The 15,338-nt window shown below is 63.5% G+C and carries 12 protein-coding genes; 6 read left to right on the top strand and 6 right to left on the bottom strand.

Annotation, left to right across the window (positions count from 1 at the left end; translation table 11 throughout):
• Positions 1 to 91: 91 nt before the first annotated feature.
• The gene (locus ACFMO5_RS05575) at positions 92 to 967 is read right to left on the bottom strand and encodes an SH3 domain-containing protein (protein ID WP_376791765.1); all 876 of its coding nucleotides are present in this window, start codon (positions 965 to 967) and stop codon (positions 92 to 94) included.
• Between the two features lie 499 nt (positions 968 to 1,466).
• Between ACFMO5_RS05575 and ACFMO5_RS05570 the strand changes: the two genes are divergently transcribed.
• A complete protein-coding gene (locus tag ACFMO5_RS05570; protein ID WP_376791764.1) occupies positions 1,467 to 1,694 on the top strand; it encodes a hypothetical protein in 228 nt (75 codons plus the stop codon).
• Here ACFMO5_RS05570 and ACFMO5_RS05565 read toward each other — a convergent pair.
• Together ACFMO5_RS05565 and ACFMO5_RS05560 are read right to left on the bottom strand one after the other, a co-directional pair.
• A complete protein-coding gene (locus ACFMO5_RS05565) occupies positions 1,630 to 2,823 on the bottom strand; it encodes an AI-2E family transporter (protein WP_376791763.1) in 1,194 nt (397 codons plus the stop codon). The two genes, ACFMO5_RS05570 and ACFMO5_RS05565, sit on opposite strands and share 65 nt — an antisense overlap.
• A gap of 75 nt (positions 2,824 to 2,898) precedes the next feature.
• Positions 2,899 to 4,404: a hypothetical protein gene (locus tag ACFMO5_RS05560; protein WP_376791762.1), complete on the bottom strand. Its 1,506-nt coding sequence runs from the start codon at positions 4,402 to 4,404 to the stop codon at positions 2,899 to 2,901.
• 451 nt (positions 4,405 to 4,855) lie between these two features.
• Here ACFMO5_RS05560 and ruvB point away from each other — a divergent pair, with 451 nt between their 5' ends.
• The 3 genes from ruvB to mltG all read left to right on the top strand — a co-directional run bounded on the left by ruvB (position 4,856) and on the right by mltG (position 7,644).
• On the top strand, positions 4,856 to 5,878 hold the full coding sequence (gene ruvB, locus ACFMO5_RS05555) for a Holliday junction branch migration DNA helicase RuvB (protein WP_376791766.1): 1,023 nt from the start codon (positions 4,856 to 4,858) through the stop codon (positions 5,876 to 5,878).
• A complete protein-coding gene (gene ruvX / locus ACFMO5_RS05550) occupies positions 5,878 to 6,330 on the top strand; it encodes a Holliday junction resolvase RuvX (RefSeq protein ID WP_376791761.1) in 453 nt (150 codons plus the stop codon). Before ruvB ends, ruvX begins: the two co-directional genes overlap by 1 nt.
• A 162-nt stretch (positions 6,331 to 6,492) precedes the next feature.
• A complete protein-coding gene (mltG, locus tag ACFMO5_RS05545; protein WP_376791760.1) occupies positions 6,493 to 7,644 on the top strand; it encodes an endolytic transglycosylase MltG in 1,152 nt (383 codons plus the stop codon).
• Positions 7,645 to 7,737: 93 nt separating this feature from the next.
• On the opposite strand, the gene ACFMO5_RS05540 is transcribed toward mltG, so the two are convergent.
• The 3 genes from ACFMO5_RS05540 to ACFMO5_RS05530 are packed head-to-tail and all read right to left on the bottom strand — an operon-like array spanning position 7,738 to position 11,628.
• Positions 7,738 to 8,376, bottom strand: a complete 639-nt coding sequence (locus ACFMO5_RS05540; RefSeq protein ID WP_376791759.1) for a response regulator — start codon at positions 8,374 to 8,376, stop codon at positions 7,738 to 7,740.
• Positions 8,358 to 10,700 (bottom strand): GAF domain-containing protein, encoded by a 2,343-nt coding sequence (locus ACFMO5_RS05535; RefSeq protein WP_376791758.1) that lies wholly within the window; start codon positions 10,698 to 10,700, stop codon positions 8,358 to 8,360. The genes ACFMO5_RS05540 and ACFMO5_RS05535 overlap by 19 nt, the downstream gene beginning before the upstream one ends.
• 1 nt (position 10,701) lies before the next feature.
• Entirely contained in the window at positions 10,702 to 11,628 is a 927-nt protein-coding gene (locus ACFMO5_RS05530) for a PhnD/SsuA/transferrin family substrate-binding protein (RefSeq protein ID WP_376791757.1), read from the bottom strand.
• 402 nt (positions 11,629 to 12,030) lie between these two features.
• Between ACFMO5_RS05530 and ACFMO5_RS05525 the strand changes: the two genes are divergently transcribed.
• Together ACFMO5_RS05525 and ACFMO5_RS05520 are read left to right on the top strand one after the other, a co-directional pair.
• Positions 12,031 to 12,900, top strand: a complete 870-nt coding sequence (locus ACFMO5_RS05525) for a 4Fe-4S dicluster domain-containing protein (RefSeq protein WP_376791756.1) — start codon at positions 12,031 to 12,033, stop codon at positions 12,898 to 12,900.
• 12 nt (positions 12,901 to 12,912) lie between these two features.
• Positions 12,913 to 15,338: molybdopterin-dependent oxidoreductase (locus tag ACFMO5_RS05520; RefSeq protein ID WP_376791755.1), on the top strand; the 2,426-nt coding region annotated here is incomplete at its 3' end.

The raw sequence follows: 15,338 nt of genomic DNA, 5'->3' as shown, positions 1-15,338 counted from the left end.
CCCCCCCCCCCCCCCCCCCCCCCCCCCCCCCCCCCCCCCGGGAGGGGGGATCAAAGATATTTTGGGGGTGGGCGGCTTGGCCTCCAGCCGCTCAAGGTTCCCAGAAGAACTGCATCAACACCGCCACATAGGGCCGGCCATCCACATATGCCACTCCGACCACCCAAGTCCGCCAGTCCAGCTCGTTGCCCGGCGTCCCTGGGCGATGCAGGCTGTAGAAATTGAAAGCCCGATAAGCCTCCGGCCACGCAGGTTGATACGTCACCGGCGGCACCAGCAGGCCACATTGTCGCTCATGGGGGCGATCGATCACATCCAGAAGATCCGGCAACACGGCCTGCCGGAAGGGGCCCACGATCTCCATCGCGCTGGCCGGGTGGACGCCCCAATGAATCGGGGTCTCATCGGTAAACAGGGTGACCGCCTGGTCCGGTCGGATGAGGACCGGATCGCTGAGGCGGTTGACGTGAATGCGCAATCCATGGATGGGACTGATCAGCGCCGCCAAAGCCTGACCGTTGCGTTCTCGAATGGCGGACTCCAGCCGATCCAGCAAGGCTGCTCCCTGTGGGTCCGCACAGAAGGCCTGAGGCGAGACCTCCTGGGTGAGGAACATCGCGTTCACCCAGCCGATCCGCCCATCCGGAAGGCGGACCTCCACCCAACGGGCGCCCTGGACGGTCTGTTCCCTTCCGGTGAGGAGCAGGCCGGAGGCGTTCGAAGGCAGCGTCGCTAGGATCGGCTGATCGGGCCCTGGCCCGGCCCGCACATTGAGTTGATCGTTGGGTTGAACCAGAACGACGGCAAAGGGCCTCTGGAGGGCCATTGGGGTGGGGGTAACGGTTGCCGTGGGCGCCTGCTGAGAAGGTGTCGGCAAGGCCGTCGATGTGGGAGGAATCGGCAGCCCGCCGATCTGGCAGGCGCTCAGCAAGAGGGCGAATCCAATCATACGCATTATCGCTTTCATCGGCGGCTCCTTCCCCGAGTGCTTTTTCGCGTGTTGGCAGTGCATTTTTAAATTTGGGGTTTTCCGGGGCTGGGCCGAAGGCCCCCGACCCAGCCCCGGAAAAATTTTTCGCCTCCCTCCCCACGGCCCAAAGGGGCATGGGAAGGGGGGATCGCGGATACTGGGTGGGGAGCTGGATGTCTTAGGTGCTCAGCTCCCCACAAACGCCACGAAGAACTCAATCGCATAGCTCCCAGTAGAAGAAGCAATAATACTTTGTCCACCTCGATTTTAGAGATCTTCAAGGGGGGAGGCCATTCGCCTTTCCACCACCTATCCTTAATTAAATGCGGTAGTCGGATGCTTGTGAAATTTAACAAATTAGTCTGGGCCTTCCACGCTGAGAATACGCCGTGAGAGAAGCGGGAGGCCCCACCCCCATGGGGGAGTTGATTTTTTAATGAGCATCCGTTCCACTGAGCGGCCCACGAGGCCGCCAAGATCGTGGTCGAGGTGGAGCATGGCGAGAGTGCGCTGCTACGCCGGATCCACTTATCCGGAACGTCCGGAATCGTTCGAATGGGAAGGGACGGAGAAATCCGTGACGGAGATCCTCCGGCGCTGGCGGACCCCCGAGACTTTGGGATTTCGGGTGCGCACCATCGATGGCATGACCTTCGATCTCATTTATGATCTTCACTTGGATCGGTGGACGGTGATCCCACTGACGGCTCCGGCGCCTGAATAGGGGAGCTCCGCGGAGTCAGCAGCAAGAAAGCCAAGCTGTATGCGGCGCCAGCAACCGGGATGGCGAAAACGAACCCCCAGAAGCCGAAGAGGCGCACTCCGACGAGGACAGCGACCAGCGTGAGCAAGGGTGGCAATCCGGTCATCTCCCCCAGCATGCGGGGGACCAGGAAGTGAAAGAGGATCTGCTGATAGATCAGCAGGATCCCCCACATCCAGAGCCCGGCGCTCCACTCTCCGCGGAGCCAGAGGGTGAGCGGGGGGGCCCAAAGGGCGATGGGCGCCCCGACGATAGGGACCAGGATGATCAGTGCGGAGACCAGGGCGATCAAGCCCGCGGAGGGGGCTCGGAAAGCCAACATCACCAAGAAGGTGACCAGCCCGTTGGTCAGGGCAATGAACAACTGTCCCCGAAGGAACCCTCCGAAGGTGCGATCTAAAATCTCCACTGTGGTGCGAATCTCATTGTGATAGGCCGGCGGGATCATGGAGAGGATCTGCCGAGAAAGATTCCGCCAATCCAACATCGTGTAGTAACTCAGCGCCAGGATCAGCAGGAATTCCACCAGTCCTTCCCCAACCCGTCGCGCGGTTTCCACGAGGATGGGGAAAAACCAGCTGGCCCCCATCCGGGCCAGATCCTGCCATGCCTCGCGGGAGGGAAGGATCGCCAGGGATTCCATGGGGACGTTCAGGCGTGCGGCGAGGTCGCGCTGGATCGCCACCAGAAGCTCAGGCACCTTCTGGAGTTGAGGGGATAGCAGGGCAGCCAATTCCAGGGCCTGTGAAACCAGGAGGGGCATCTCCAGCATCAGGCCCAGGAGCAGTGCAGCCAGCAAGCCCGTGTACACCAGCGTGGCGCCCACGGCATAGGGGATGCGAAAGCGGCTGAGGCGATGGAGCCAAGAGGGCAGCCCTCGACGGCTCAGACTCTCCAGCCATGGTTCGGGGAGTAGTCCACGGTCCAGCCAGGCGACGAGGGGATAGAGCACGTAGGCCAGCAACCAGGCCAGGGCCAGCATGCGAACCAGATCAGCGAACAGGCTGAACAGCTGCCACAATCGTTCGGTGACATAGATCAGCGCGGCGAAGCTGATCAGGAATAACACCAGGCGTGGAACCCGCACCACCATCGGCCTCCAGGGGAACATTTCGAATGGCTGTTCCCCTTCATTGTAATGGTCCTGTCCTTATTCCACCCCTTGTCATCTCTCGCTACATGAATTCCCTTTCCTGATCCAAATCGAGGCCGCCTCATCCTGATAGATCTGCTCCCAGCGGGGCGATCGCCGGACCGCTTCCAGCAGGGCGGGCTGTTCCGTTGGGCTCAACATCATGGAGCATACCCCATAACGCGCCAACCGGATCTCCCAATCTGGGGCCGCCGTGCTGATCGCCAAGTAATCCTCCCAGATCGCCATCGGGTAGAGCTCCAGCCGCGTGTCCACAAACACCGGATAGTCCGGCTGGGCCGCCCAGATCAGATAGCTTCCGAAAGACAGCGCGTGAAACAGGGGGCCTCGCGGCCGCTCTCGAAGCAGGAACTCCGTCGCCGCCCTAGGCGTTTCGGCGGAGATCAGCCCGGCTTTCGCCGCCGGCAACGGCCACCACGCCTTGAACCACGGCAGGGCCGCTAAGGCGACCCCGCCTAACACGCCGAGGAGGAGCGCATTCAGCGCGGGGATCCCCGGCCGCCCCGGACGCTCCGGCCAGAGGGCTTGGATCTGAGCTGCCACCGCCGGGGCCGCCACCATCCCGAACCATACAATCCCCCGCGAGGTCTTCATCCCCAACAGGACGAACGCGGCCACGATCAGGACGCGATCGGCCGTCAGGTGCCGTGGGGCCAGCGCCAGCAAGATCCCCGTGAGCCCCAATCCTGCATAAAACAGAATCCCTGGACGGCTCAGCCCTGGCGGGGCCCACTCGGGGACCAGCGTCTGGATCACCGGATGGCGGGCCATCGTGAGCACATAATCCCACACGCCGAACCCGCGGGGGTTCAGCCCCACACACGCCGCGGCGAGGAGGAAGGCAAGGCCGTAACGGCGGAGCATTGTGGGGGGAAGGGGGCCTCCTTGTCGCCATCCCTCCAAGAGCTTGCCCACGAGCGCCAGGCCCACTAGCGCCAGCCCGATGGGGAAGGAGCCATGGGTGTTCACCCACAGGGTCATCCCCAACGGAAAGGCCCATAGCCAGCGCCGGGAGCGCTCTAACCCCATCAGCCCTCGAAGGAAAAGGGCGCCGCTGAGGAAGGCGAAGGTCTGGGGCCGCACGTTCCAATCGTCGATCCCCAGCGCGGCCGCGAGCAGCACGCCGAGCGCCGCCGCCCGGGGCCCGGAAGCCTCCCATGCCCCCCATAGGATCAAGCTGTAGGCGGTGGTGATGATCCCACTGTGGACGAACACAACGAGGGCGGGGCCGCCCAAGGTGTAAAGCCCGTAGAAGAGGAGCTCCGCCAACCAGAACATCGAATAAGAAGGGTAGGGGGCCCCTGCCCGCGTGAACGAGAACGTATCCACCTCCGGAATCCGTCCGGTCCGCGCGATCTCGCGGCCCGCGGCGAGATGCCACCAAAAGTCGTGGGGGCGGATGGGATGGGTGCTAACGAAGACGAAGATCCCCACGAGCACGGTGAGGGCGAGCAACCGAGCTGGGGTTAGGGATTTCAAGGCCCCGGAGCAAACATCAAGCCCCTGGATCCCTCTCATCTGCCGCGCCCCTCCAGTCGGAATGGGACCCGCGCCGGGGGTTATATCAAAGCGCCTGTTCCCCTTGATCGGACCCGCTTCCGGAGATGAGAAAAGAACCTTTCCCAATCCCCCCGTCCTCAAGTCCCGGGCAGGGATACAGGAAGTATAATCCATATGGGGATCGTACGATCAAGAGAAGTTCCAGAGAGTTTGGTGGCCACCCCGTTGGGAGATTTCAGACGCAGAGCTTTCTGAAAGGATGGCAACAAGCAGGCCAGGCGCGGGCGTTGTAACGCGCATGCTTCACAACGATCGCAGGGTGTCAAGAGCGTTCTGAGTGGAAAACTTCTCGGCAGCGCGTGCAATTCCGGATGGGACGGTGGGGGCGAAAGCGGTGAAGCGTCGAAAAGAGGCAATGGATGTTCAACCCGCGGGGGATCCTTCGGCGGGATCTGAAACGCCGGAACGGATGATCTCACCTTACCGGCGGCCGGAGGAGCAGGCCATCGAGATGGCGCTGCGGCCGCAGCGGCTGGAGGAGTTCATCGGCCAGGAACGGGTGAAGGAGAACCTGCGCATCCTGATTGAGGCCGCGCGGGCCCGCGGCGAGCCACTGGATCATCTCCTCTTCTACGGCCCACCCGGCCTGGGCAAGACCACCCTGGCCACCGTCATCGCGAACGAGATGGGGGTGCCCATCCGCATCACCTCCGGCCCGGCCATCGAGCGGGCGGGGGACCTGGCGGCGATCCTCACCAACCTGCGGGCGGGCGAGATCCTGTTCATCGACGAGATCCATCGCCTCCCTCGCACGGTGGAGGAGGTACTTTATCCGGCGATGGAGGACTTCGCCTTGGACATCGTGATCGGGAAGGGGCCGGCGGCCCGCAGCATCCGTCTGAGCCTCCCCCGCTTCACCGTGATCGGCGCCACGACCCGCCTGGCCCTGCTCACCGCCCCGCTTCGGGCCCGCTTCGGGGCCATCTTCCGCTTGGATTTCTACGACCTGCCGGCGATGGAGACCATTGTCCGCCGCGCCGCGCGGGTGTTGGGGGTCGAGATTGAGGAGGGGGGCGTTCAGGAGATCGCCCGTCGGGCCCGCGGCACGCCCCGCGTGGCCGTCCGCCTGCTGCGCCGGGTGCGGGATTACGCCCAGGTCCGTGCCGACGGGGTCATCACCGCGCCGGTCGCGGCGGAGGCCCTCCAGCTGATGGACGTAGACCCTTTGGGATTGGACGAGCTGGACCGTCGGCTGATGCGCACCCTCGCGGAGAAGTTTGGAGGCGGGCCGGTTGGGTTGGAGACCCTGGCGGCGGCCCTCTCGGAGGAGCCGGATACGATCATGGATGTAGTGGAACCCTATCTCCTGCAGCTGGGCTTCCTCGATCGCACCCCGCGCGGCCGGGTGCTCACCCGCCGCGCGTATGAGCACTTAGGCCTCCCCTACCCCGGTGAGGCGAGCCAACCTCCGCTGCCCCTGGAGTCCGCTTGATGGGACGGGTGATGGCGTTGGATTTAGGAGCGAAACGCATCGGCGTGGCGATCAGCGATCCGACCCGGACCATTGCCCGCCCCCTGACAATCCTGCCCCGCGCCTCCCGCCGTGCGGTGGTCGAGTCCCTCCTTCGTCTGATCGCCGAATACGAGGTGGAGCGGGTGGTGGTGGGATTCCCGCGCAGCCTTTCCGGAGAGGAGGGGCCCCAGGCCCGCTGGGTTCGCCGGGAAGCCGAAGCCCTGGCGCGCCGCCTGCCGGTTCCCGTTGTCCTCTGGGACGAGCGCTTGTCCACCGTCACCGCGGAAGCTTACCGGGCGATGCGGGGACAGCGCCGTCGGGAGCCCATCGACGCGGAGGCCGCCGCGGTGATCCTCCAGGATTACCTGGAAGCGCAACGGACAGTTCCGGAGCCGACGGTTAGGGATCCCGATGGGAGCGACTCTTTATAAAAATTTTGGGTCGACGCTTTCATTGTCCCCCCTTCCCGCGGCCTGGATGGCCGCAAAGGGAGGAGCGAAAGCGCAACAGAGAGAGGGGGCCGGAAGAATGAAGGATGGTGCATAATAAAATACGCTCTGATTAAACTCCACGACTCCGGTCAGGTGAACTCAATGGCTCGAAAGCGCGCTCGCCGGTCAACCTGGCGCTGGCTGCTCGCCATCGGAGTGGTCCTCTTCTTCTGCGGCGCCACCGGCGCTGCCCTCCTCCCACGATTGAACCGATCCATCTCCTCATCCAGCCCAGCGCTCTCCGGATCGCCGGTAGACTGGGGACTGGGGCTGTATCTCTTCCTCCGCCGGGGCGATTTGGAACAACCCGCAGGCAGTGATCCTACTCCGGTCGCCTTCGTGATCCGCCCAGGCCAGTCCGTGATGGAGGTCGCTGAGGCATTGCAAGAGGTAGGCTTGATCCGCGATGCCCTTCTGTTCCGGGCCTACGTGCGCTATCACCGGCTGGATCGGGAGATCGAGGCAGGGGAATACACGCTGAACAAAACGATGACCATTCCGCAGATCGTCGAGGCCCTCCGCTCCGGCCGCAAGGCGGAATGGACGGTGCGCATCCGCGAGGGGTTGCGCCTCGAGGAGGTGGCGGAGGTGATCGCCGCCCAGACCCATCTTTCCGCCCAGGCGGTCTTGGAGGCCGCCCGCGATGGCGCGCGCTGGCGGTCTGCGTTTCCCTTCCTGGCGGATCTCCCGCCCGGGGCGTCCCTGGAGGGCTATCTCTTCCCCGATACGTATCAACTGGCCCGGGATGCGACGGCCGAGGAGATGATCCGACGTATGCTGGAGAACTTCGGGCACAAGGTGACGCCGGAGAAGATCGCCAGCGCTCGGGCCCGGGGGCTTTCCCTTCATCAGGTCGTCACCCTCGCCTCCATCGTGGAGCGGGAGGCCGTGCGCCCCGAGGAGCGCCCGCTGATCGCCAGCGTCTACCTTAACCGACTGGCGGTCGGGATGAAGCTGGATGCGGACCCGACGGTTCAGTACGCGCTGGGTTACCAGCCAGAGCAGAAGACGTGGTGGAAGAGCCCTCTCACCTTGGACGATCTCCAGGTGGATTCCCCCTATAACACCTATCGCTATCCCGGGCTGCCGCCGGGGCCCATCGCCAATCCTGGCTTGGCCTCCATTGAAGCCGTGCTTCACCCGACGGAGACCGATTATCTTTACTTTATGGCCGATTGCATCAAAAAAGACGGCAGCCACTGGTTCGCCCGCACGCAGGAGGAGCACCTGAGGAATTTCAGCCGCTGTCAGTGAGTAGGGAGGGGAGATCCGGGCCGGGCGGTGAAGCCGCCCGGCCCGGAACCTAAATGGGAAGTGAGAAGGCCGGCGAGGGCGATCTCCTCTCTTCTAAATTAGCCCCCGCCGGATGGCGAACTGAACGAGCTCGGTGCGGTTCTTCAGGCCCAGCTTGCGCATCAGGTTGGCCCGATGGAAATCGACCGTCTTCACGCTAATGAAAAGGGCCTGAGCGATCTCCTGATAGCTCTTCCCCTGGGCTAACAGGACCAGGATCTCCCGCTCCCGCTCCGTCAGGGCATCCATCGGATCCGCAGGGCCTTCGCCGGAGCGTCGCACTTCCTCCACCAATAGATCCGCCAGCCGCGGATCGATGTAGGTTTCCCCCGCATAAACTGCGCGGATCGCCCGAATCAGCGTATCGTCCGGCGCTCGCTTCAGAACATATCCGGCAGCTCCCGCTCGAAGCGCGGGAAGGACGTACTCTCGGTTTTCGTGTTGGCTCAGGACCAGGACTCGTGTCTGCGGGGCGATCCGGCGGATCTCATGGGTGGCCGCGAGGCCGTCCATGCCCGGCATCGCCAGATCCATCAAAACCACATCCGGCTGCAGACGCCGGGCCTGCAGGATCGCCTCATGGCCATCCGCGGCTTCTCCGACCACCTCGAAATCCGGGTGAAGCTGGAGCAGGGCTCGAATGCCCGCCCGCACAATGGCGTGATCATCCGCGATCAGGATACGGATCCCCATCCTTCCCCCTCCCAAGGCAAGCGGACATACAATCGGGTCCCCTGTCCGGGCGCAGTGTCGATGCGCAGCTCTCCGCCCAGCAGGATCGCGCGCTCCTGCATCCCCAACAGCCCCCATCCCCGACGCGGCCCCTCCCCAGCCCGAAGCTCGGACCAGCAGAAGCCCACCCCGTTATCGGTGATTTCCATCACCGCCCAGCCTTTCTCCACCCATAGCCGGATCCCCACCTCCGTCGCCTCTGCGTGTTTACAGATATTCGTGATCGCCTCCTGCCCGATGCGAAACAGGGCCGTCTCAATCTCGGACGGCAGGCGGGGGATGGAATCGGGGATCTCATAGATCACCCGAATGCCCCGCGATTCCAGCCGCTCTCGCGCATACCACCTCAATGCCTGTATCAACCCCAAATCGTCCAGCAGGGTCGGGCGGAGGTCATAGATCATATCCTGGAGCTCCTTGATGGTATCGCTCACCGAGACCTTCAGTCGATTCAGCAAGCGGGGGACCTCCTCCGGGGCCTGGTGGAGCGCCACGCTGATGGTGTTCAACCCGAAGACCAGAGCGCTGAGGGACTGACCGATCCCGTCATGGAGCTCGCGGGCGACCCGGAGGCGCTCCTCCTCCTGGGTGCGCATCAACCGGGTCAGGAGTTCCCCGCGGATTCGCTCTTTCTGTTGCAGCTCTTCCCATAGGCGGGCGTTCTCCAACGCCACACCGATTTGCTGGCCCACGGTCATCAGCAGCGTCATTTCCGCCTGATCGAAGATCCGTGGGTCCTCCGCCGCCACCGCCAGCACACCCCGGATACGCCCTCGCATAGGGATCGGCACCGCCACGTGGCAGCTCAGGGGATGCTGGAGGGCTGTGCGCATGCGCCGCACAGCGCATCGGGATTCCGAGGCATCCACGATGACCGGCTGTCCGTCTACCAAGACCTGCCCGCAGCGGCAATCGGGGAAGGTAAACCACCCCTGGATCCCCTCCCCCTCACCTGACGAAAGGCCGTGATAGGCAACCAGGCGAGGTAGGCCGGACTCGTCCAACAGGAAGATCCAGCCGATGCGGAGCTCCAGCGCGCTCAACACCTGCTGCAGAATGCGCTCCAGAAGCCGGGCTGAGGGCAGCGGCTCGCTGACCGCGGCGGCCACGGCGTTCAACGCGGTGAGCTCACGGTTGCGACGACGGAGCTCCTCTTCGCGAGCCTTGCGCTCACTGATGTCCCGCGCGAACCAAGCCAACACCCAGCGCCCTTGGTAATAAATTCGGGTCCCCGTGGTTTCCAAAACATGCCTTCGGCCATCGCGATCGACCACCGGCAGCTCCACCGGATGTCCCGTCCGGCCCTCGCGGATCGCCCTCCACAGCTGATGGGCGATCTCCAGGGAGGCGGGAGGTAGAACGCTGGCCACATTCAAGCCAACCAAATCCTCCGGCTGAAATCCCAGCAGGCGGGCGAAGGCTTCATTGACGAACACCAGCCGCCCTTCTTCCGCCCCTTCCTCGCCGATCAAGGCGATCCCTTCACCGACGGTGCTGGCCGCTGTCAGGAGGTTCCGATAGCCGGCCTCCGATTCCTGCAACCGGCGGATCGCGTGCTGAACGGCATCCGCCATCTGGTTGAAGGCTTGTGCCAAATCCCCGATCTCACCACCTGGTGGGAGCTCGACCCGTTCATCCAGATGGCCCTGACCCAGGCGTCGGGCTCGACGGGCCAGCTCGGCCAGCGGGTAGACCGCCGCCCGCCCGAAGCCGTAGGCGATTCCGATGGCGATCAGACAGCCAACCAGGGTGAGCCCCATGATGAAACGAGCGACCAAGGCCTGTAGGGCTGCGATGCGCGCCTGGCTGATCCCCACATGCACTTCCGCCGGGATCCCGTCCAGGGGCCTGTAGGCGAAATCCCGGATCAGCCCCTGTTCTGTCCATAAGAGCACGCCGTCCCCGGGGCGCTCTTCGGGCGCCGGGATCAGCCGAAGCAGATCGGCGGGGAACCCGTTGGGAAAGGTGTGAACCAGCGGCATATCTGGAGCGACGGCGAAGGCATAGACCACGTCGCCGTTTTCATGAACCACCGCGTTGAGCAGCTCCTGGACCGTCGCCAGATCCCCTTCGGCCAGGGCGTTGGCCATGTTCTCTCCCAGGGCCAGGGTGAGCGAGCGGCCGAAGCGGATGAGCTCCGCCCGCAATGTATGGGCCAGCAACAGGTTGACCGCCCCCGTGGTGACCAAGCCGGCTGTCACCACGATGACCACCAGCGCCAGGATCAGGCGCGTGGTTAAACGCCTCGGCAACCGTCGATCCAGCCATAACCAGAAGCGACGCATCTCAAGGCCCCAGCAAGCCGATTTCCGCAGCGATCCGATATAACGCGACGTAATCTTCATCCCGCGCTGGAACAAACCCCAACGGCATTTCGGAACGTTCCCAGTGATATAACCACTTCGCATCCCGCCCGGCTGGGTCCAGAGCCAGGAGCGCTCCTCGCACCAGCTCTATCGTCCTCCAAGGCACGTGGGGCGCCGCGATGATCCCGCTGGAAGGGTAGGGGTCCGACATGGCCAGAATGCGCGCCAGCCCCCGTCGGGCAAGCGTCAACGCCAGGGTGTCCTGAAGCCCGCCCGCGTCGTAACGCCCGCTGATCACCGCGTTCGCGGTGGAGGCATGGGAATCGTGGAAGGCATAGGCTTGGAGGTCATGCAGCGATAGCCCCGCCTGTTGAAGCATCAAACGTGGGATTAAATGGCCCTGGGTGGAATTCGGGGGGCCAAAAGCAAACGAGCGCCCACGCAGATCTTTCAGATCGAGAAGAGGGCTGTTCACTGGAACGATAATGGCGGCTCGGTAGGTGTCATGCCCTTCCATGTTGCGCCCCCGCACGATAATCCGCGCGCCGCAACGATGATAGGCCTGCAGGTAGCTCACCGTCCCGACGATCCCGAAATGAACCCGCCCCGCGCAGATCTCGTCGGCCACACTATGGCCCCGGGGGGTCAAATGCAAACGGAAGCGGAGGCCGGTTTGGGCTTCCAGATACCGGAGGAGCGAGGCGTTCATCCGGATGTCCTCTTTCGGCTCCAATCGTCGATCGAAGCCAAACACCCAGTGGTCATCCTCTCGCAGAGAGAGGTGGAGTCTCTCGGAGGCCACCAGGTTCTCTGATAACCGGACGGGGACCGTGGGTTCGCTTTGGCACGCAAGGAGGAGAGCGCCGAGCAGCCATAAAGCCCGCAAAGGCCAGGGTCGGGTGCGCATATGTTTCCCTCGTGCATGGATTTCTACCTGCCCTGGCTCCTTATTTCAATTTTACGGTGGTTTTAAGGATCGGGTTGAGGACCGGCCCTCGCCCAGTCCCTCGGACCTCCTTCGGATTGAAATCGTCCTTTCTGGGCCGATGGCCGACGGTCGGCCTACGCCGACCGGGCGACACGTCGGGCGCAGGTCGACGTTTGACGCGAAGCGCCCCGGGAGGCCGATTTCGAATCGGCGCAGAGCCATCAGGGTTTCCCCTATCCCCAAACTGGGAAAATTCCCAGGGCTCAAACCCGGCACCCTCCCAGCTCCCCATCTCGTGCCCCTTCCTTATGCTGGGAACCAGAAAGCTATTCCCAAGGAGCGTCCGCGATGGCCTATGAAACCCAAACCAGGATGCGTGCCTTGGCGACCCGACGAGCGTTTCTCGCACGATTCGCCAGCGGGATCTTCGCCTCCCTGATCGCCCCAGCCATCCCCCGTGGCATCCCGGATCAGGTCGAGGCGGCCGGCGCGGGGCACCCGGAGGTTGATTTGGCCCCGCTGCCCGAGCTCCCTGAGGGGGTGAACGGCCAACATCCCATTGAGCGCATGCTGGAGGACCTCCGCCGGGCCTTACAGAAGCCGGTGGACCAGCGGCGTTGGGCGATGGTGATTGATCTCCGCAAATGCGTGGGATGTTACGCCTGCACCGTTGCTTGCATCACCGAGAACAAGTTGCCCCCGGGCATTGCTTACCGTCCGGTGATCACGGAAACCCGGGGCACTTACCCAAACGTCTCCCGTCGGTTCATCCCACGGCCTTGCATGCAATGCGAGAACCCGCCATGTGTCTCCGTATGTCCTGTGGGGGCGACTTGGAAGCGCCCGGACGGCATCATCGTCATCAACTACGATCAGTGCATCGGGTGCCGCTACTGCATCACCGCGTGCCCTTACGCCGCCCGATCCTTCGATTCCGGTTACTTCTACAGCGACTTTGAGGGTGGTTCCCCTCAACCTTACGAGTTGCTTCCATCCCCCGAATACGGCGAAGGTCGTGTGCGTCGTAAGGACGCATCGCCCATCGGGAACGCGCGCAAGTGCCATTTCTGCCTCCACCGGATCGAGCAAGGGGAACTACCCGCCTGCGTCCTCTCCTGTATGGGCCGGGCGACTTACTTTGGGGATCTGAGCGATCCGCGCAGCCTGGTGTCTGAGCTGGCCAGCCGCCCGAACGCCATCCGATTGAAGGAAGAGATGGGCACTGAGCCCAAAGTCTTCTACCTGGTATGAGGGAGGTCCAGGATGATCGCCACGCGAAAGCTTTCCCGAAGGGATTTCCTGAAAATGGCGGGTGCCTCCGCTGGGGGCTTGGCCGCGATGGCCGCGCTGGGCAGCGGCTTCAAGGCCCTGAGTGCCCGTGAAGCCCAGCACCAACAAGAGGCGGGCTCCCAGGTGGTCTACACCGCCTGCGTGATGTGCCCCGCCGAGTGCGGCCTCGAAGTCCACGTGGAAAACGGGGTGGTCTCGAAGATCTACGGCAACATTCACGTCCCTTACAATTCCGGCACTGTATGCGCCAAAGGCGCTGCTGGCCTGCAGCTGGTTTACAACGTGAACCGGATCAAGTACCCGATGATCCGAGTGGGGGAGCGCGGGGAAGGCAAGTTCAAGCGGGTCTCTTGGGACGAGGCTCTGGACTACATCGCCACGAAGCTCATCGAGATCAAACAGAAATATGGCCCTGAAGCCGTGATCATGGATTGCGGCGACGTCACCGATCGCGATCCTTACTATTACCTCTTTCGGGCCTTCGGCACCCCGCACACGGTTGAGCACGGTTCCATTTGCGATACCCCGCGCCGTCACGGCCCGAAGCTGATGTTCGGCGGCAAGCGGATCGAACCGGATATCATGCGCCCGGTGCTGGTCCGCCAGCCCGATGGCAGCCTGAAGAACGATTACAGTTACCGGACCCGGTTGATCATCTACGTGGGGTGGAACCCCTTCACAGCCACTCGCATCAACTACGAGTCCCGGGGCACCGTGGAAGCGAAGCTGGCCGGGGCCCGGATCATCGTGATCGACCCCGCCTTCTCCAACACGGCTACCAAAGCCGACCGCTGGATCCCCATTCGGCCGGGCACCGACGCCGATCTCTTCGCGGCCATGCTGCGCTACATCCTCGAGAACCACCGGGACGACGATCCGTTCCGCCGCTATATCGACTGGTCCTTCAAGGAGTACAGCCAGGGGTGGGAGGAATTCGAAGCCGCCTTTCGGAGCTGGTGGAATAAGACCGATCCTCTCAATGGCCTCCCCTACTTCTCCCTGGAATGGGCGGCGGATCGAACCGGGATCGACGCAACGACCATCGCCGAGCTGGCCCATACTTTCGGGATCACCAAGCCCGCGGCCCTGGTCTGGGGGATGAACGGGATCGGACACCACTACAACGGCTACGTCGCCTCCATCCTGGGCACCGCCCTAAACGTCATCACAGGGAACATGGAGGTGCCGGGCGGGGCCATCGACACCGAGCTGGTCAAAAGCAGCAAAGGCGGGAAGGCCTCCGGCGGGGATTTCCTCAAGCGGGAAGCCACCCGGGTCGTCAACGGGGTGGAGGTCAAAGGGAAGATCGAGGAGCTCCATATGGACGGCTATGGGGACTGGCCGGCGGCGTGGGACGATGTGGTCGGTGATTACCCGCGCCGGTTCATCGAAGGCGTCACCCTGCGCTACGGGCCTTTCCGCGGCCATCAATACGCGATCAAGGCTTACATCATCCGCACCGGGAACCCGGTCATCACCGGCTCGAACACCCAGAAATGGATCGAGGCCCTGACGGCGAAGGACGAAGCGGGCAACTATAAGGTGGAGCTGGTCGTTTATATCGACACGCCGTTCCTGGAGACCGGCCTCTACGCCGATGTGATCCTCCCCGAGGCCAGCTACCTGGAGCGGATGAGCCTCTCGGACATCTACCCGGTTCACCCGGTGCTCTACCTGCGGGACTTTGTGATCCGCCCGCTGTATGAGTCGAAGACCCCCTATGAGATCTGCTGGGCCCTGGCCCGCAAGCTCCACGAGAAAGGGGATCCCGATATCCAGCCGAAGGATTTCTGGGAGAAGTACCCGACGGAGGAGGACTTCTGGAACGAGGCCCTGAAGGTCGCACCCGGCCGCCCAAACACCGGCGAGCCCCTCCCTTATCCGAACCTGCCGAAGGGCTATAAGCTCATCGGCACGCCGGACTCGCTGGAGGCCGGCCATGTGCAGATCGACGATGAGAGGAAAGAGATCCGTGGCGAGCCCCTGACCGTCCAGTGGCTGAGGGAGCACCACGGGGTGGCAGTGTGGCCGATGAGCTGGAAGCGCTTCCACAGCGGCGGCGTGCTCCAGACCGACAGCAAGAAGGTGGAGTTCGTGTGGGATTACACCGTGGAGAAGGATGGAAAAACCGAGCGGAAGGGCCGTTACAGCAAATACAACAAACTGATCGAGGCAGCCGGCGAGACGCCGCCCAGCATCGCCCGCCTGGGTTGGCAGAAGTATCCATCGACCTTCTACTGGTTTGAGACCCGATGGAATCCCTACACGAACCCCGATTACGCCAAGTACCGGGATGAGTATCCGTTCCAGGTCATCTCCGGTCGGATCCACCACGCCATGTCGGGGACCCAGATGGTGGACTGGCTGGGCCGCCTGCCGACCGAGGACCTGTGGGCGCC

It is taken from the genome of Thermoflexus sp. (genome assembly GCF_042408365.1).
In the GTDB taxonomy this organism is placed as follows: Bacteria; Chloroflexota; Anaerolineae; order Thermoflexales; family Thermoflexaceae; genus Thermoflexus.
This window is presented reverse-complemented; position numbering and strand designations above follow the sequence as displayed.

Bases quoted from the DNA above. Each gene is read 5' to 3' on its own strand.
- ACFMO5_RS05575 (WP_376791765.1), bottom strand. From the start codon at position 967: ATGAAAGCGATAATGCGTATGATTGGATTCGCCCTCTTGCTGAGCGCC.
- ACFMO5_RS05570 (WP_376791764.1), top strand. From the start codon at position 1,467: ATGGCGAGAGTGCGCTGCTACGCCGGATCCACTTATCCGGAACGTCCG.
- ACFMO5_RS05560 (WP_376791762.1), bottom strand. From the start codon at position 4,404: ATGAGAGGGATCCAGGGGCTTGATGTTTGCTCCGGGGCCTTGAAATCC.
- ruvB (WP_376791766.1), top strand. From the start codon at position 4,856: ATGATCTCACCTTACCGGCGGCCGGAGGAGCAGGCCATCGAGATGGCG.
- ruvX (WP_376791761.1), top strand. From the start codon at position 5,878: ATGGGACGGGTGATGGCGTTGGATTTAGGAGCGAAACGCATCGGCGTG.
- mltG (WP_376791760.1), top strand. From the start codon at position 6,493: ATGGCTCGAAAGCGCGCTCGCCGGTCAACCTGGCGCTGGCTGCTCGCC.
- ACFMO5_RS05540 (WP_376791759.1), bottom strand. From the start codon at position 8,376: ATGGGGATCCGTATCCTGATCGCGGATGATCACGCCATTGTGCGGGCG.
- ACFMO5_RS05535 (WP_376791758.1), bottom strand. From the start codon at position 10,700: ATGCGTCGCTTCTGGTTATGGCTGGATCGACGGTTGCCGAGGCGTTTA.
- ACFMO5_RS05530 (WP_376791757.1), bottom strand. From the start codon at position 11,628: ATGCGCACCCGACCCTGGCCTTTGCGGGCTTTATGGCTGCTCGGCGCT.